This is a genomic window from Micromonospora arida (assembly GCF_042873195.1).
GTDB lineage: Bacteria > Actinomycetota > Actinomycetes > Mycobacteriales > Micromonosporaceae > Micromonospora > Micromonospora arida.
This window is the reverse complement of record NZ_JBIALC010000007.1, coordinates 272,781-287,907: the sequence shown is the minus strand read 5'-3', so window position 1 is coordinate 287,907 and position 15,127 is coordinate 272,781. Positions and strand designations below refer to the sequence as shown.

18 protein-coding genes and 1 tRNA gene are annotated in these 15,127 nt (G+C 70.9%); 9 read left to right on the top strand and 10 right to left on the bottom strand.

Annotated features, from left to right (window positions below; all coding sequences use genetic code 11):
- Positions 1–7: 7 nt before the first annotated feature.
- Positions 8–83: transfer RNA gene (locus ACFYP0_RS22205), tRNA-Arg, on the top strand.
- A 234-nt stretch (positions 84–317) separates the two neighbouring features.
- On the opposite strand, the gene ACFYP0_RS22200 is transcribed toward ACFYP0_RS22205, so the two are convergent.
- Positions 318–620, bottom strand: a complete 303-nt coding sequence (locus ACFYP0_RS22200) for a MerR family transcriptional regulator (protein WP_124854239.1) — start codon at positions 618–620, stop codon at positions 318–320.
- Between the two features lie 678 nt (positions 621–1,298).
- On the opposite strand from ACFYP0_RS22200, the gene ACFYP0_RS22195 reads away from it, so the two are divergent.
- Both ACFYP0_RS22195 and ACFYP0_RS22190 read left to right on the top strand, forming a co-directional pair.
- Complete coding sequence (locus tag ACFYP0_RS22195; RefSeq protein WP_244218802.1) at positions 1,299–1,679, top strand: VOC family protein; 381 nt, start codon at positions 1,299–1,301, stop codon at positions 1,677–1,679.
- A 201-nt stretch (positions 1,680–1,880) separates the two neighbouring features.
- The gene (locus tag ACFYP0_RS22190; protein ID WP_244218801.1) at positions 1,881–2,246 is read left to right on the top strand and encodes a hypothetical protein; all 366 of its coding nucleotides are present in this window, start codon (positions 1,881–1,883) and stop codon (positions 2,244–2,246) included.
- Between the two features lie 8 nt (positions 2,247–2,254).
- Here the strand turns inward: ACFYP0_RS22190 and ACFYP0_RS22185 are convergent, their stop codons facing one another.
- Positions 2,255–2,689, bottom strand: coding sequence for a VOC family protein (locus ACFYP0_RS22185; protein ID WP_124854237.1), 435 nt, complete (start codon positions 2,687–2,689; stop codon positions 2,255–2,257).
- A gap of 29 nt (positions 2,690–2,718) precedes the next feature.
- Positions 2,719–3,705, bottom strand: coding sequence for a hypothetical protein (locus ACFYP0_RS22180; protein WP_124854236.1), 987 nt, complete (start codon positions 3,703–3,705; stop codon positions 2,719–2,721).
- Positions 3,706–3,844: 139 nt separating this feature from the next.
- On the opposite strand from ACFYP0_RS22180, the gene ACFYP0_RS22175 reads away from it, so the two are divergent.
- The 5 genes from ACFYP0_RS22175 (at position 3,845) to ACFYP0_RS22155 (ending at position 8,216) form a co-directional block, all read left to right on the top strand.
- Positions 3,845–4,240, top strand: a complete 396-nt coding sequence (locus ACFYP0_RS22175; RefSeq protein WP_124854235.1) for a VOC family protein — start codon at positions 3,845–3,847, stop codon at positions 4,238–4,240.
- A 118-nt stretch (positions 4,241–4,358) separates the two neighbouring features.
- Positions 4,359–5,537, top strand: a complete 1,179-nt coding sequence (locus ACFYP0_RS22170) for a sensor histidine kinase (RefSeq protein ID WP_124854241.1) — start codon at positions 4,359–4,361, stop codon at positions 5,535–5,537.
- Positions 5,527–6,735, top strand: a complete 1,209-nt coding sequence (locus ACFYP0_RS22165; RefSeq protein WP_208740879.1) for a hypothetical protein — start codon at positions 5,527–5,529, stop codon at positions 6,733–6,735. Before ACFYP0_RS22170 ends, ACFYP0_RS22165 begins: the two co-directional genes overlap by 11 nt.
- Positions 6,708–7,421, top strand: a complete 714-nt coding sequence (locus tag ACFYP0_RS22160; RefSeq protein ID WP_091405585.1) for a response regulator — start codon at positions 6,708–6,710, stop codon at positions 7,419–7,421. The genes ACFYP0_RS22165 and ACFYP0_RS22160 overlap by 28 nt, the downstream gene beginning before the upstream one ends.
- A 72-nt stretch (positions 7,422–7,493) precedes the next feature.
- Positions 7,494–8,216 carry a hypothetical protein gene (locus ACFYP0_RS22155; RefSeq protein ID WP_386997419.1) on the top strand — a complete coding sequence of 241 codons (723 nt, stop codon included), beginning with the start codon at positions 7,494–7,496 and terminating at the stop codon, positions 8,214–8,216.
- Here the strand turns inward: ACFYP0_RS22155 and ACFYP0_RS22150 are convergent.
- The 6 genes from ACFYP0_RS22150 to ACFYP0_RS22125 form a co-directional block, all read right to left on the bottom strand.
- The gene (locus tag ACFYP0_RS22150; RefSeq protein ID WP_356978319.1) at positions 8,098–9,078 is read right to left on the bottom strand and encodes a GlxA family transcriptional regulator; all 981 of its coding nucleotides are present in this window, start codon (positions 9,076–9,078) and stop codon (positions 8,098–8,100) included. The genes ACFYP0_RS22155 and ACFYP0_RS22150 overlap by 119 nt on opposite strands.
- Positions 9,079–9,082: 4 nt before the next feature.
- Positions 9,083–9,691: a cysteine hydrolase family protein gene (locus tag ACFYP0_RS22145; RefSeq protein ID WP_386997417.1), complete on the bottom strand. Its 609-nt coding sequence runs from the start codon at positions 9,689–9,691 to the stop codon at positions 9,083–9,085.
- Positions 9,692–9,790: 99 nt separating this feature from the next.
- Positions 9,791–10,543, bottom strand: coding sequence for a lysophospholipid acyltransferase family protein (locus ACFYP0_RS22140; RefSeq protein WP_355500967.1), 753 nt, complete (start codon positions 10,541–10,543; stop codon positions 9,791–9,793).
- Between the two features lie 95 nt (positions 10,544–10,638).
- Positions 10,639–12,699, bottom strand: coding sequence for an amylo-alpha-1,6-glucosidase (locus ACFYP0_RS22135; protein ID WP_355500964.1), 2,061 nt, complete (start codon positions 12,697–12,699; stop codon positions 10,639–10,641).
- Positions 12,699–13,070: an SCP2 sterol-binding domain-containing protein gene (locus tag ACFYP0_RS22130; protein WP_355500961.1), complete on the bottom strand. Its 372-nt coding sequence runs from the start codon at positions 13,068–13,070 to the stop codon at positions 12,699–12,701. Before ACFYP0_RS22130 ends, ACFYP0_RS22135 begins: the two co-directional genes overlap by 1 nt.
- A 279-nt stretch (positions 13,071–13,349) precedes the next feature.
- On the bottom strand, positions 13,350–13,766 hold the full coding sequence (locus tag ACFYP0_RS22125; protein WP_091405600.1) for a CBS domain-containing protein: 417 nt from the start codon (positions 13,764–13,766) through the stop codon (positions 13,350–13,352).
- A gap of 300 nt (positions 13,767–14,066) precedes the next feature.
- Between ACFYP0_RS22125 and ACFYP0_RS22120 the strand changes: the two genes are divergently transcribed.
- Complete coding sequence (locus tag ACFYP0_RS22120; RefSeq protein ID WP_124853310.1) at positions 14,067–14,648, top strand: nucleotidyltransferase family protein; 582 nt, start codon at positions 14,067–14,069, stop codon at positions 14,646–14,648.
- A gap of 15 nt (positions 14,649–14,663) precedes the next feature.
- Here ACFYP0_RS22120 and ACFYP0_RS22115 read toward each other — a convergent pair whose 3' ends face one another.
- Positions 14,664–15,104 carry a PPOX class F420-dependent oxidoreductase gene (locus tag ACFYP0_RS22115; protein ID WP_124853311.1) on the bottom strand — a complete coding sequence of 147 codons (441 nt, stop codon included), beginning with the start codon at positions 15,102–15,104 and terminating at the stop codon, positions 14,664–14,666.
- Positions 15,105–15,127: the final 23 nt, after the last annotated feature.

Here is a 15,127-nt window from a genome sequence, read left to right as displayed (position 1 = left end):
GCCACACGCGCCCGTAGCTCAGCGGATAGAGCAGGGGACTTCTAATCCCAAGGCCGCAGGTTCGAATCCTGCCGGGCGCACCACCGCTGACTTGCAGCTTCCGCTCCAACGAGAAAACTCACCACGGCCACGGCCGTGTCTGGAGAGTTGGTCATCCGGAAGCCGCAGGCACGAGACCACAATCGAGCGCTGCCGCCAGGCCCGCCCGTCCAGATGACCGAGACCTTTCCCGAGACGACAGACGGCCCCTGCCCTGAGGGGAGGGACCGTATGGCGCTCGGCTTCACCGTGCGGCCAGGCCCGCGCGGAGGGTTTGCTCAGCCCTGCTGGTGGCGCTCATTGCGTCGAAGGGCCTCTTCGAGTTGGTCCTCAAGAATGATGATCCGGCAGGCCGAGGCAATGTCCGTGCCCTGGTCGCACATCTCCCGAGCTCGCGCGGCAAGGCGCAGTTGGTAGCGGGAGTAGCGGCGGTGCCCTCCACCGGAGCGCTGCGGGTCGATCAGTTTCGCGTCGCCGAGTCGGCGTAGGAAATCCTGCGAGCAGCCGATGATCTCGGCGGCGCGGCCCATCGTGTAGGCGGGGTAGTCCTCATCGTCGAGCATGTCGTCGGGTTGAGCCATGGAACCTCCATCACGAGGGCCCCGGTGCTCGGAAGCACCGGGGCCCAAGGGTTGTGGGTCAGGAACACCATCTACCGACAGAACGTCGGCTTGTCTTGTCCACACCGGCCGTCAGTGACGGCTTCGGGTGCGAGGATCGCATAAGCGTGACCGGAGACCACCTCTCGTTCGAGGGAAACTGCGGTGTCCGCGCCCAGCCCACAAGTGCGACTGGCTGCGGGCGATCCAACGGTGTAATGCCCTCCCTTGCCTCTGATTTCCTCTGCTGCACTCCGTGCTGTCCGTCGGTGTCCGAGCCCCACGCAACTTCATGGCCCCGACACGTACGACGAACTCTTCTCACCTCGGGTGAAGCCCTGAACAAGCGTTGGCCCCACCCGCTGTCACACGCATTCCTGCGCACTGCCGAACTGCGGCAAATCTCTGCCGCCGAGCTGAGCAGGGCTTGCAAGATCCTTGGCCCCACTCCTTCGCCCTCGTGCGGGGCGGCAACGTCAGCGTCTTTGTTGGCTCTGTTCTCGACCACAGAAACGCTAGTTGATGACGGTGCGAATGTCTAGCGCTTCGAACATAGATTTTCTCCGAGGACGGAGATAGCCCCGCTGGCGCACAGCTGTCTCCTGGCGCTCAGCACCAGCACCAGCACCAGCACTGCGTTGATAGCGTCGGGCCGTGTCGATGTTCCGCACCCCGCAGGTGATCCTCTTCAGCGAGGACGTCTCCCGCGCCGCCGAGTTCTACGCCGGTCTCGGCTTCACTGAGACCTTCCGGGTGCCGGCCGAGGGCGAGCCGATCCACATCGATCTCGTCCTCGACGGCTACAAGATCGGCGTCGCCTCGGTGGCCTCCACCCGCGACGATCACGGGCTCGACCCCGTACCCCATGGCCAGCGGGCCGCGGTGATCCTCTGGACCGACGACACCGCCGCCGCGTACGCCGAACTCACGGCGAACGGCGCGCCAGCACTGGCCGCACCGCATCGGTGGCTCGATCGCCTGCTGATCGCCTGGACGGCCGACCCGGACGGCAACCCGGTCCAGATCGTCCAACAGCTCTAGCGCGCAACCCGGTGATGACGTGCCGCAGCGGGGCATCTACGTCAGCGACAGGTAGGCGCGTCACGACGGCCCTGCCCGGCAGAAAGTTCCCGCCGGGTGTCTACGGGCTGGCCGGCCTACGGCGTCAATAGGGCGTGACGTTCGAGGAGTACGCGTTCGCTCGCACCTCGGGTCCGGTTCGACGGTGCCCACCGCTGCGTCGTGCCGTTCCGGCTGGAGTCGCTGCCGCCCGACGGACGGCTGCTGGAGTGCTCGGTCACGCTCGGCCGGTCGGCGCGGGACTCCTTCGTCGAGGGCTCCCTGGTGGTCGGTGACGCATCCGGCCGTTGGCTGACCGTTCGGGCGCAACTCGCCCCGGCCGGCGACGACGCCCGGCGCGGAGATCTTGTCGCCGGCCCCTACCGGGCCCGCCGGCAAGGCAGGGACGTGCTGGAGATGGTGGTCAAGCCCTGCCACGTCGAGGCGTTCCGCAAGGGTCGGGGAAACGGCTACACCGAGGCGGAGGGCTTGGCGATCCTCGGCGGGTACCAGCCGGCCCGCGATCTCGACCGCCCGGACAGCTGGTGACGGCGTGCTCAGGCTGAGGCTACCGCCACGCAGAACTCGTTGCCCTCCGGGTCGGCCATCACCACGTGTTCCTGGCCGAACTCTGCCAGGACCCGTCCGCCGGCCTGCGTCAGCCGTTCGGCCTCGGCCCTGATCCGCGCCCACCGCTCGTCGGGGCTGCCGTGGCCGGGCACCCGGATGTCGATGTGGAGCCGGTTCTTCGCCGTCTTGGGCTCGGGCACGTTGAGGATGGAGAGGTACGGGCCGACGCCGTCCGGGTCGCACAGCCACGCGCCATGCTCGGGAAGGTCGTCCTCCGGCAGGTCGAACTGCGCGTGCCACTCCTCGCGGGTGGCGAAGGGCGGTGGTGGTGGTTCGTCGATGTAGCCCAGGGCCGTCTTCCAGAAGGCGGCGAGCACCTGTGCGTCGGTGGAGTCGAGGGTCAGGGAGATCCGAGCTGCCATGGCCGGGACGGTAGCGCGTACCTCCGACGTTAGACGGGCCCCAGCAGGGCGACCAGCGCGTCGTCGCCCTGGCCGAGTTGCGCCCCACCCGTCGCTGAAGCGACCAGGAACCGTCGGCAGCCGTCGAGTTCCACGTGCCGGTCGGGGCCTCTCCCGTCGAGTGGGCGCAGCACCGCGAAGCGGGTCGCCGGGGTGGCGCAGTCGACCACCGCCCGGCGGTTGGACAGTGCCCGGAGCACGCCCGCCTGGCGCTCGGCTGGCAGCGGTCCGCCGTACACGAAGTCGCCCGGCGGCTTCTCGCCGTCCTGAAGCGACGCGGGCACCTGGTACACGCAGAGGCGCAGCGGCCCCGCGGCCGGGCGGGTGCCCGGCCCGGCCGACCCGGGGTTACCGTTCCGGATGTCTGCCCACACCAGATCCTTCCACTGCTGGGCGCATCCGGCGGCTTCGGCCGCCGCGGACTCGATCTGCCGGATGGTACGGGTGTCCACCGTGGTCCACGTCGGCTCGGCCAGGGCGTCCATCACCTCGCCGCGTGGCTTGCCGCAGGAGTCCGTCGGGATGTGGGGCCGCAGCCAGCGCCCCCGCTCGTCGAGCAGAGCCAGCCACGGCGGGATGACCATGTCGAGGGTGCAGGCGACCTCCCCGCCGGTCTGCTCGCTGGGCAGGCGCAGCGCCGTGAGCAGCGGTGCGATCTGCTCGGCGCGTCGCTCGGTGGCAATCTGCTCCTGGCCGCCGTTGGGGCCCGGCCGGATCTCGCGCCCACAGATCACCGCCGCGACCGGGGTGAACGCCGGGTCGATGCGACCGATGGTCGGCTCCTTCACTGCCGGCGGCGACGTCTCCGTGATCATTTCGCCGGCCCGGGGCGCCTCCTTGGCGCAGGAGGTCCACCCATCGACGATCTGAGCCGGAGCGGGCTCGTCCGCCCCACCCGGTCCGAGCTCCGTGCCACCGCAACCACCCAGCGCCATGCCGAGCAGTGCCACCGCCAGTGCCGTACGAGACGAACGCATCCAGCTCACCACCTTCCACCCGGGGATGAGACGGACGACGGACGCGTCCGGTTCCGGCCGGCCGGGCCGCGGCGTGACGCTGGTGACCGGTGGGGACGTCGCCGGCTGGGCTCGGGGCGTCCGCCGGCAGAATGGCCGAATGGCACATCTGGGACTTGTCGCGCTGCTGGTCAGGGAGTACGACGAGGCGATCGACTTCTACGTCGGCGACCTCGGTTTCGAGCTGGTGGAGGACACCGCCCGACCGGACGGTTCACGCTGGGTGGTGGTCCGCCCGGCGGGGGCCAGGGAGACTGCCCTGCTGCTGGCCCGGCCGAGCAGCGCCGAGCAGCAGGCTCGGATCGGCGACCAGACCGGCGGCGGGGTCGGGCTGTTTCTTTACACGGAGGATTTCGCTCGGGACCACGCCCGGATGGTGGCGGCCGGGGTCCGTTTTCTGGAGGAACCGCGGCACGAGGCGTACGGTTCGGTAGCGGTGTTCGTCGATCTCTATGGCAACCGTTGGGACCTCCTTCAGCCCCGCAGCACAGAGTGACACATTAGCGACACTCCGCACACATAGGATCACTCCGCCACGGCCCCCATGCTATTGTCCGATGTCGATCTACGCCGTGTGGACCCGGACCGGGTCGTTGTCGGAAGGACACTTCCCGATGCCGGCCGTTGCCACCCCAACCGTGCCGCCGCCCACGCTGGACAATCCGGCCGGCGGGGCCCTGGGCCTCATCTTCACCACGTTGCCAGCGCTGCTGCGGCTGAGCTGCGGGCTGTTCGGCGCGGCGGTGGCCGTGTCGGTGCAGACCCCGCCGGTGGAGCAGGCGGTGTTGCTGCCCGCCGTGGCAGTGCTGACCGGCTGGTCTCTCTGGTATGCGCACCGCGCCTTGCGCCACGGCATCGGCCCCGGCCTCGTCGCCGGTGACGTGGCGGTCACCGCGCTGACCTGCCTTCTCATCCCGGTGTTGGTGGCGCCCGAGGTGCTGCCCGGCGAGGGCAGTTGGATCGCCGTGCTGGCCAGCACCACGGTGATCAACACACAGGCCACGACCTCGGCACGCTGGTCGATCCCGGCCGGACTACTCGTGATAGCCACCTACGTGACCGGGGCGCAGGCCGCCGGCAACCCCATCGAAGCTCGGGCCCACGCGGCCACGCTACTGGCGCAGACCGCCTGCACGGCGATGATGACGGCGGTCATGCGCCGGCGCATCGGCCGGGCGGACCGCGCCTTCGTCGAACACCAGCGGATGACCCGGGAGGCGTTGGTCGCGCGCGCCGCCCGCGAGGCCGAACGCCAGCAGAACCGCGACCTGCACGACACCGTGCTCGGGACGCTGACCATGGTGGGGCTGGGCGCGGTGGCCGGACCGTCGGTCGTCTTCCGGGACCGGTGCGCGGCCGACCTGCGTACCCTCGTCTCGCTCACCGACGTCGGCCCGGTGGCCGGCGACGGCCCGGTGCCGCTCGACGGGCGGTTGCGGTTGATGGTCGGCCGGCTGCCCGAGCTTGCGGTACGGCTGGACCTGGCGTCCTGCACGGTCCCCGTCGGGGTGGCCGACGCGATCAGCGAGAGCGCCTACGCGGCACTGTCCAACGTGGTCCGCCACGCGCCGGGCGCCGGGGCCACGCTGCGGCTGAGCCGCGACGCGATAGGCGTCGTGGTCGAGGTCGCCGACGACGGCCCCGGCTTCGACCTGTCCACCGTCCCACCCCACCGGTACGGCTTGCGCGAGTCGATCCGCGGCCGGATGGCGACGGTCGGTGGGCGGGCCGTCGTGCACTCGGCCGTCGGCGCGGGCACCCGGATTCGACTGGAGTGGCCCGGTGTCGGCTGACCTGAACACCCCGGCGCACCCCACCGACGCGCCGGAAGCACCGAACCGCACCAGCGTCCCGACCCCCCGCGAGCCGGACTCCCCCGCCACGCTCGCCGCGCCGGCCGCCGTGGCGCACGCGTCCGACCGGGGTGCCCGGATCGCCGCCGTCGCCATCGCGTTGGCCTGGCACGTCGCGATCGCGCTACCGGCGGTGCTGTCCGCCCGCGCGGAGTTCGCCGCGCCAGCGGTGGTGCTCGGCGCCTGGATCCTGGTCGCCGTGACCGGCGCGGTGGCCGGGGTACGACTGCTGCAAGGCTCGCCACTGCCGCCGTGGCCGCTGGCCGGGCTGCTGCTGGTCGTCGACGCGGCCGTCTTCGCCGCCGCCGGTGAGCGGCAGTTGTTCACCGCCGCCAACTGGGTGTGGGGCACGCTCGGCTGGTTCTTCGTGCTGGCGGTGTGGGGTCGGCGCGTCGTGGGGCTGATCGCGCTCCTCAGCACGCACGCGTTGATCGCGCTGGTCGCCGTGCTCGTGCACGGCCCCGATCCGGCCGACGTGGCGCGCTACGTGATGTACGTCTACGGCACGTTCTCCCTGCCGGTGGCGGTCTTCGTGGGCAGCACGGTCATCGTCGGCCTGGCTCGGGAACGGGCCGCCGTCTCGGTCGCCGGTCACGCGATGGCCGCGGAGCGGGATGCCGCCGAGCGGGGCCTTCGGGAACGCCGGGACCGGCTCGCTCTGGTCAGCTCGGCGGCCGGGCGGGTCCTCGGGGACCTGGCCGGCGGCCAGGCTGACCCGGACGACCCGGAGGTGCAGCGCCGGTGCATGCTGGCCGCCGCCCGGCTGCGCCGGCTGATCGCCGAGTCCGACGATGTGCCCGACCCGCTGTTGCACGAGTTGCGAGCCGCCGCCGACCTGGCCGAACGCAACGGTCTCCCGATCGACCTGGTCACCATCGGCACCCCGCCTCCGCTGCCGGTGGAGGTCCGCCGCCGGCTGGCCGACCCGCTCACCGGCACCCTCGCCGACGCCCGGGAATGGGCGCGACTGACAGTGGTCTCCGGCCCGGACGAGGTGGTGGTCAGCCTCGTCACGCCGGACCGGGAGGGACCGGAGTCGACCGGCCCGCCCCCCGGGGAGCACGACGACGGGCCGGTGCAGTACCTCTACGAACGGGACGGGAACATCAGATGGGCGCAGACCCGGTGGCGGCGGTGACCGGCGATCGGCCGGTCGGGGTGGCGATCGTCGACGACCACCCGGTGGTGGTCGAGGGGGTCCGCGCCTGGCTCGCCACCGAACCGCGCCTGACGGTGCTCGCCACCGGCGACGACCCGGACGCGGTGCTGCGGGCGGCGCCGCACGCCGATGTGATCCTGCTCGACCTGCGGCTGCACGGTCGGATGGCGTTGGACAAGTTGGCCGAGCTGAGCGCCGCCGGCAGGCGGGTGGTGGTCTATTCGGAGCACACCGACCCGCAGACGATGCTCGCCGCGCTGGACGCCGGGGCGGTGGCGTTCCTGGCCAAACACGAGGGCCGGGAACACTGCGTGGAAACGGTGCTGGCCGCCGCGAGCGACCGCCCGTACGTACCGCCGGCGCTGGCCGGTGCCATGGTCGGCGACCCGCGACCGGACCGGCCGATGTTGTCCGACAAGGAGCGTGAGGCGCTGCTGCTCTGGTTCCAGTCGATGTCCAAGGCTTCGGTGGCTCGGCGGATGCAGATCAGCGAGCACACCGTGAAGCAGTACGTCGACCGGGCGCGGATCAAGTACACCCGGGCGGGGCGACCAGCCGCCACAAAGGCGGCACTACTCGCCCGTGCGATCGAGGACGGTCTCGTCCGCCCGGAGGAGATCGGCATCTACCGGTCACAGGCGACACACGACCGGCCGACCCCCTAACAGGCGTCATGACAGGGGCGCTCCGGTCCGGAAGGCTTCAGTACACAGCCAGCTGACCGGAAGGTCGTGACGATGCACGCCGACGCGTCCCCCTTCTTCATCGGTCCCCACCGGTTCGACGCCCCCGACGACGACGTGGGCCCGACCCTGGACCGCCGCTACAACCTGCGACCGATGCCCGGCGAACGGTTGCTCGGGCGACACCGGCTGCTGGTCGCGGGCTACCTGCTCGGGCCCAGCGAGGTGCGCCGCCGTTGGCAGATGCCCGAGCCGGTCGCGGTGACCGTCACCGACCAGCGGATCTGCTGGGTGGGCAGTGGCTCGCAGCTGTCGCTGGTCACCGACGGCACGCACCTGGCCCGACCGCCGGCTCGACTGAACGGCCTGATGAGCGGTCAGATCCGCTGGCAGTGGCCGTCCCGGTTGGAGCTGCCGACGAGCGCGCCGGACGCCCCGGCGCAGTTGCTGATCGTCTGCGACGCGCTGCGCACCATTCAGCAGCCGGCGTTGGCCCTCAGCGGAACGACCGCCGAGGTCGTGGCGCTGGCCCGGCAGGTCCGCCGGGCGGTGGCCATGTTCCGGCTCAACCGTCCACAACTGGTCGACCTCTCGGCCCAGGAGCGCGACGTGCTGCTGCTGCGGGCCGGCCCCGGTCTGCTCGCCGGGGACACCCGGATCACGCTGCCCGGCTCGTTGCCGGTGGAGTTCCACTCCCGGGACGACTACTACCGCTCGAGACCGGATCCGACCTCGTGGGGCGGGCTCGCAGGCGGCGCAGCATCCGGGCATCGGTGAAGCCGACCGCCCGCGCGGCGGCTTCCACTGTGGTGCCGTGCCCGATCAGGTGCTCGGCCCGTTCCACCCGGAGCAGCTGCTGGTAGCCGAGCGGAGTGAGGCCGGTACTCGCCCGGAAGAGCCGGGTCAGGGTTCGTTCGGCCACACCGCCGGCGGCGGCCAGTTCGGCCAGCGGCAGGGGCTCGGCGTACCGGCTGTCGATCAGATCCTGCACCCGGTGCACCGAGTCGGACAGGTGTGAGCGGTGCCGCATCAACGCGCTGGCCTGCGGCTCGTGCCCGTTGCGGCGGGCGTAGACGACCAGCGTGCGGGCGATCTTCGCGGCGGTCGCCGGGCCGTGCCGGGTCGCCACCAGGTGCAGCGCCACGTCGATGCCACTGGCGATACCCGCCGAGGTGACCACACGGTCGTCCACCACGTACAGCACGTCGCGCACGACCTGGGCCGCCGGATGCCGGCGGGCCAGGTCGTCCTGCACCTCGTGGTGGGTGGTGCAGCGTCGGCCGTCGAGCAGCCCGGCCCGCCCGAGCGCGTACGCCCCGGCGCAGACACTGGCCACCGTGCCACCGGCAGCGTGGTGCGCGGCGAGCCGCCGCAGGTCGCCGGGTGACACCGGCCCCTGCGGCCCGTGCGCCGCCGGCCGCCAACCGGGCACGATCACCAGGTCGTCCGGGGCCAGCTCGGGCCACCGGGTGTCGGCGACCAGCGGTACGCCCTGCACGGTGGGCACCTGCTCGCGCTCCGCGACGTAGTGCAGTTGATAGTCGTACCCGAGGTCGGCGACGCTGGAGAAGACCTGAGCCGGCCCGGCGAGGTCCAGCAGGTGCAGCTGTGGGACCAGCAGGAAGACGACCCGGGTCACGACGTCAGCCCCGGCTGCCGGCGAGGGTCGCGCCGGTGACCTCGTCCACGGTGCGGATGGTCGCGAAGCGGCCGGCCAGCGCGTACTCGGTGCGGGTCACGATTTCCTCGTTCGTCAGGGTGCGCGGGTCGGCGAGGATCTCCGCGACCGTGGCGGTCTCCGGCAGGTCCCGGTGTGGGATGGGGAAGGTCAGCGTGGCGTCGGTGACGAACGTCATCCGGTAGCCGAGGTCGGAGCCGACCCGGGCGGTGGTTTCCACGCACTGCTCGGTGCGGATGCCGCAGACGGTGATGTCGGTGATGCCCGCCTGGGTGAGCACCTGCTGGAGGTTCGTGGTGGTGAACGCGTTGTGCGCGGTCTTGACCAGCGTCGGCTCACCCTCGGCGGGGACCAACCCGTCGATCAGCCGCACGTACCCGAGGGCGGGGTCGAACAACCCGCCCGTGCCGGGCTCCGAGTGCAGGACCCAGACCACCAGGTCGCCACGCTCGCGGGCCGCAGCCACCAGCCGGTCGACCTGGCGGATCATGTCGGGGTTGGAGCCGTACGCCCAGATCGGGCGCTGACGGAAGGATTCTTGCACGTCGATCACGACGAGTGCTGCTCTGCTCATGACGTCGATCCTGGCCGGACGGCGATCGCGCCGGCAGACACCATCGTGCCCCGGTGCGGAACGATCCGGCCAACTGGGCGCGTGTCGAGGAACCTGGCGTCAGGCGCTGGCGGTGCGCTGCTCGGCGGCGGCGTCCAGAGCGGCGGCCTCCTCCGGCGTGGGCGCGCTGCCGCCCAGGTGCGCGGGCTGCCACCACGTGTCGTCCGGGCCGGCCGGGGTGTCCGGATAATCCCGCTGTGCCCGGTCGACCAGGGCGCTGAGCCGGGTGGTCAGCTCGGCGGCCAGCACGTTCGGGTCCGGGAAGTCCGCCGGGTTGATCGGCTCGCCGACCAGGATGGTGATCGGTGTGTGCCGGCGGGTGAGCGTACGCGGGCGGCCCTTGGTCCAGAGCCGTTGGGTGCCCCACACCGCGACCGGCAGCACTGGCACCTTCGCCGAGCGGGCCATCCGGACCGTGCCGCTCTTGAGCTCCTTCACGGTGAACGACCGGCTGATCGTCCCCTCGGGGAAGACGCCGACGACCTCGCCGCGCTTGAGCGCGTCCACGGCGGCCCGGAACGAGGCAGCGCCGGCCTGCCGGTCAACCGGGATGTGCTTCATCCCGCGCATCAACGGGCCACCGATCCGGTCCGCGAAGACCGACTGCTTGGCCATGAACCGGACCAGCCGCCCCGAGGGGTTCGCGCCCAGGCCGGCGAAGATGAAGTCGAGGTAGCTGACGTGGTTGCTGGCCAGCACCGCCCCGCCGGAGCGGGGTACGTGGTGGGCGCCCTCGATGGTGATCTTCAGGTCGAGAAGACGGAACATCGTCTTGGCGGCGGCGATAACGGGCGGGTACACGAGCTCCGGCATTCGCAGAATCTACCCTGACCGGCTGGGTGTCGGCTGGGTGGAGAACCGGCGGCGACGCGGGTGGCGCACCACCGCCGGTTCGGCGGTCCGGTCGGTCAGTCGCCGAGCTTGTTCAGGTCCAGTCGCCCCCGGGCGAACGCGTCCACCCGGCCCCAACGACCCGGAATGTCCAGCACCTCGATGCGACCCATCCCCACCGGCAGCCGTGGTTCGACCGCCAGGTGACCCTCGTGCGGCTCCAGACCGAGCATGGTGCGCAGCAGCAGGAGCGGCGTGCCGGTCGACCAGGCCTGCGGACTGCACGCCGTCGGATACTCCACCGGGAACTTGGTCAGCTCCCGCGGATAGCCGCCGAACGCCTCCGGCAACCGGCCGTCGAAGTACGTGGCCGCGTCCAGCATGCCGTTGGCGATGGTCGCAGCCTCCTCGGCGAAGCCGTAACGGCGCAGGCCCCAGGCGATGAACGAGTTGTCGAACGGCCAGATCGTGCCGTTGTGGTAGCCGATGGGGTTGTAGCGGGCCTCCCCCTCGGCGAGGGTGCGCACCCCCCAGCCGGAGAAGAGCCGCGGCCCGACCAGGTGCGCGGCGAGCTTCTCCGCCCGCTCGGGTTCGACGATCCCGCTCCACAGCAGGTGGCCGATGTTGGAGCTGAGGATGTCGCACTGCCGGCCGTCCGGGTCCAGGGCCAGGGCGAAGTACTCGCCGTCGTCCACCCACCAGTCCCGGTTGAACCGCTCCTTCAGCTCTGCCGCCTCCCGCTCCAACTGGTCGGCGAACTCCGGGTCACCCCAGAACTCCCGCGCCAACCGGGCCGCGCGGACCTTCGCGTCGTACGCGTACCCCTGCACCTCGCAGGTGGCCCGTGGGAACGGTGGCAGCGTGCCGTCGGAGTAGGAGATCGAGTCCCAGGAGTCCTTCCAGCACTGGTTCTCCAGGCCGGTGTCGGTGTTGCGTCGCTCGTACCAGATGTAGCCGGTGCCGACCAGGTCGGCGTAGTTGTCGATCCACCTCAGCGCGGCCCGGGACTCCTGCTCCAACTCCTTGACCAGCGCGACGTCCCCGCTCCACCGCTCGTACTCGTCGAGCAGCACGATGAACAGCGGCGTCGCGTCGACCGAGCCGTAGTACGGCGAGTGTGGCTGCTCCTCGAAGGCCGCGGTCTCGCCGTAGCGCATCTCGTGCAGGATGCGCCCCGGGTCCTCGTCCCGGAAGTCGTCGAACCGGCTGCCCTGCAAAGACGCCAGGATGCGCAGCGTCGTCTTCGACAGCTGCGGAGTGAACGGCAGTGTCTGCAGGCAGGTGAGGATGCTGTCCCGGCCGAACATGGTCATGAACCAGGGCAGACCGGCGGCGGGCAGGGTGGCGCCGCCCAACGACAGCGGCGAGAAGCGCAGCGCCGCCAGGTCGATCAGACTGCGCCGGTACGTGCTGGCCACCCGGCCGTGCTCACTGTTGACCTTCGGTGCGTCGGCGATCCACTTCTCCAGGTCGTGCTGGAGAGCGAGCCGCTCGTCGCCGTGCTTGCGCAGCCCGAACCGCAGATCCCGGCCGCCGGGCCCGACCGCTTGGGTCTGGACGTCGATCGAGGTGTCCCACTGCTCGTTGGGCTCCAGGTGCACGGTGTACGCGAAGCCCTTGCTGTCGTACCGGGCCCCCACCGACGACGAGATGATCGTCTCCCGCCGGAAGTTCCCCCGCCGGTACCCCAGCCGCAGCCGGTCCGACTCCACCTCGGTGTAGATCTCGCCCTTCTTGTTCAGGATCTCGTCCTTGACCTGGAACAGGTCGGCGAAGTCCGACGCCGCGTCCATCCGGATTTCCAGGTCGACCGGCTTCTCGTCGTGGTTGAGGATGGTCAGCTGCTCACAGAAGCTGCCGCCCACCGTGCGCTCCCGAATGATCGACAGCTTCGCGTCCACGTAGTGCGTGGCCATGCCCGGGACCAGGAAGAATCGCGACTCGAAGTACTGCAGGTCGTCGTAGGAGAGCGAGTTGAGTCGCTCACCGTTGACGGTCAGCACCCAGGTCGACAGGAACCGGGTGTCGATGGAGAAGAGCCCGGTGGGCTCGCTCGGCGTCGCCTCGATGTCACCGGTGTCCTCGCAGACGACGAACGTGTTGCCGTCCAGGATCCTGATCGTGTTGCTCTGCCCCATCAGTGCACCTCCCCGGCGAATCGGCGGCGCGGCCCACGGGCGTCCGGGGAACCCGGGAAGATCCGCTCCACCTGCACGACGAGACGCGCGTCGCCCGACACCGTCATGTCCCCCCGCAGCAGTGCGGCCAGGCCGTGCTCGCGCCCGGAGGCGATGTCGTCGAAGAGGACCGGGCTCGCGCCGATGACCGTGTCGGCCTCCTGGTCCTCCTGACTGACGTTCAGCCGGCCGTGGTCGATCCTCAGCAGCCAGTGCCAGGTCTGCGCCCCCTCGTGCAGGTCGATCCGCAGCGTCCCGGAGGTCTTGGCCAGCAGGGGTTCGTACCCCCGCCGGTCCAGGTCCTCGAAGAACCTCGTGGTCGCGTCCACCATCGGGTCCACTCCTCCCAGTTGCCGGGCCGGGGATCCCACCCACCGCGCTCGCGTCGCACGGACGGCCGGCGTTGCACGTCCCCGCACGGGTCCCCGCCGCTCCCCCGGTCAACCTCGCCCAATTCGGGTGAGCCCCCCGCCCTTGCCCCGGTGATCAAGAGGTTTGCGTCACCGCTATCGGCGTGTCCTGACGCGAAGCTCTTGATCACCGAGGGGGCGGAAACGCCACAGCGCCGGCCCTCCCGAACGGGAGAGCCGGCGCGTGCCGCGGCGGACGGGTCAGTTGTTCGGATCGTCGGCGCTGATGTCGGCCAGTACCGACTGCGGTTCGCGCTCGACCGCGAGGTCACCCATCGACACAAGGCCGATCAGGCGCCCGTCGTCGATCACGGGAAGGCGGCGTACGGCGTACGTCCGCATCAGGTCCGCGGCGGCCACGGCATCGTCGTACTGACTCACCGTGATCACGTCGCGAGTGGTGATCTGGCTCAACCGCGTCGAGCCCGGGTCCATGTTCTCCGCGACACCTCGGACCGTGATGTCCCGGTCCGTGACGATGCCGACCACACTGTCGCCGTCGGTCACCACCACATCGCCGATCGCGCTGTCACGCATCTCCTGCGCGGCGGCGATGAGCGTGTCGTTGCCGTCCATCGTCACCAACCGGGTCGTCATGAACTCTCCGACCGTTGTCATGGTGCTCCCCTCTCGGTGTCGGCACCGCCCGTCTACCCGCCGCCCGGGAGGGGGTAACGCATACGGCCCCGGCCCATCGACGCGGGTGTCGCAGGCGTCGCAGTTCGTAGAGGCAGCAGAATCGGGCCCGCAGGGCCGGCCTCGTCGCTGCTCGTGCCGGCGCCCATCGCCCACCCCCTCCCCGACATCCCGCGACGGCAGAAGCAGGCCGCAACGGCAAAGCAGGGCCGTATACCCGTCGACGGGCGGCACACCCGCCTACCGACGGCGCGCGTCGGCTGTGCTGCCTATCGTGGGCGGATGATGACGGGCGAGGAGGAGCTGCGGGAACTGGTTTCCGGCAGCAACTGGCTGACCCGGGCGCTGACCGTGGTGCGTGATTCCGAGCTGCCGGACGCCTGGATCGGCGCGGGCGCCCTGCGCGACCTGGTGTGGGGCGAGCGGCACGGCGACGGGTTCGACCCGGCGCGGGTCCGCGACGTGGACGTGGTCTTCTTCGACCCGACGAGGCTGACCCGCGCCGACGACGACCGGGCCACCGCCCGGCTGGCGGCGATGTGGCCGCAGCCGCCGTGGCAGGCGCGCAACCAGGCGGCGGTGCACACCTGGTACGCGGCCAAGTTCGGCGGCGACCCGATCGAGCCGTACCGAAGCGTTGCCGAGGCGGTCGCCACCTGGCCGGAGTACGCGACAGCGGTGGCCGTCAGTCTGGACTCGGCCGGCCGGCTCAGGGTCTGCGCCCCGTACGGCCTGACGGATCTGCTGGCCGGGGTGTGGCGGCACAACCCGACAAGGGTGGACGTGGCCGGGTCGCGGCAGCGGTTGGCCCGGCACCGGCCGGCGCAGCGGTGGCCCGGCGTGACCGTGATCGAGCCGGGCTGATCGGCTGTGGGCGGGTCAGCCCCGAGGCGGCATCCCGTAGAGCCGCTCGACGTGCAGGCGTAGCACGATCCGTCCCTCGTCGACCATGGCCTGGCGGTACTCGTCCCAGTCGGGGTGTTCACCGCTCAGCCCCCGGTAGAGCGCCACCAACTCCTCGACAGTCTCGTCGTCGAGTTGGGTGGCCGGCGGGGTCAGTTCGGCGCGACCCTCGACCACCGCGTACGCCCAGCCGTCCTCGCTGCTGACGTGGAAGCTGGCACGCGGGTCGCGGCGCAGGTTGGCGGTCTTGGCACGGCCGTCGGTGACCGAGACCCGGATCAGGCCCGCGTTCCGGTCGAAGGAGTAGAGCACCGTGGACAGCTGCGGACGTCCGTCCCGCTTGATGGTGGCGAGCACACCCATCGAGCGGCCGGCCACCAGATCGGTCAACGCCTGCTGGGTGCCGTCATCCGGCATGGTGTCCTCCAGGTTGGACGATC

What these genes read in the sequence shown, in the direction of transcription:
- ACFYP0_RS22200 (WP_124854239.1), bottom strand. Translation starts at nt 620, where the DNA reads ATGGCTCAACCCGACGACATGCTCGACGATGAGGACTACCCCGCCTAC.
- ACFYP0_RS22195 (WP_244218802.1), top strand. Translation starts at nt 1,299, where the DNA reads ATGTTCCGCACCCCGCAGGTGATCCTCTTCAGCGAGGACGTCTCCCGC.
- ACFYP0_RS22185 (WP_124854237.1), bottom strand. Translation starts at nt 2,689, where the DNA reads ATGGCAGCTCGGATCTCCCTGACCCTCGACTCCACCGACGCACAGGTG.
- ACFYP0_RS22180 (WP_124854236.1), bottom strand. Translation starts at nt 3,705, where the DNA reads ATGCGTTCGTCTCGTACGGCACTGGCGGTGGCACTGCTCGGCATGGCG.
- ACFYP0_RS22175 (WP_124854235.1), top strand. Translation starts at nt 3,845, where the DNA reads ATGGCACATCTGGGACTTGTCGCGCTGCTGGTCAGGGAGTACGACGAG.
- ACFYP0_RS22170 (WP_124854241.1), top strand. Translation starts at nt 4,359, where the DNA reads ATGCCGGCCGTTGCCACCCCAACCGTGCCGCCGCCCACGCTGGACAAT.
- ACFYP0_RS22160 (WP_091405585.1), top strand. Translation starts at nt 6,708, where the DNA reads ATGGGCGCAGACCCGGTGGCGGCGGTGACCGGCGATCGGCCGGTCGGG.
- ACFYP0_RS22155 (WP_386997419.1), top strand. Translation starts at nt 7,494, where the DNA reads ATGCACGCCGACGCGTCCCCCTTCTTCATCGGTCCCCACCGGTTCGAC.
- ACFYP0_RS22145 (WP_386997417.1), bottom strand. Translation starts at nt 9,691, where the DNA reads ATGAGCAGAGCAGCACTCGTCGTGATCGACGTGCAAGAATCCTTCCGT.
- ACFYP0_RS22140 (WP_355500967.1), bottom strand. Translation starts at nt 10,543, where the DNA reads ATGCCGGAGCTCGTGTACCCGCCCGTTATCGCCGCCGCCAAGACGATG.
- ACFYP0_RS22135 (WP_355500964.1), bottom strand. Translation starts at nt 12,699, where the DNA reads ATGGGGCAGAGCAACACGATCAGGATCCTGGACGGCAACACGTTCGTC.
- ACFYP0_RS22130 (WP_355500961.1), bottom strand. Translation starts at nt 13,070, where the DNA reads ATGGTGGACGCGACCACGAGGTTCTTCGAGGACCTGGACCGGCGGGGG.
- ACFYP0_RS22125 (WP_091405600.1), bottom strand. Translation starts at nt 13,766, where the DNA reads ATGACAACGGTCGGAGAGTTCATGACGACCCGGTTGGTGACGATGGAC.
- ACFYP0_RS22120 (WP_124853310.1), top strand. Translation starts at nt 14,067, where the DNA reads ATGATGACGGGCGAGGAGGAGCTGCGGGAACTGGTTTCCGGCAGCAAC.
- ACFYP0_RS22115 (WP_124853311.1), bottom strand. Translation starts at nt 15,104, where the DNA reads ATGCCGGATGACGGCACCCAGCAGGCGTTGACCGATCTGGTGGCCGGC.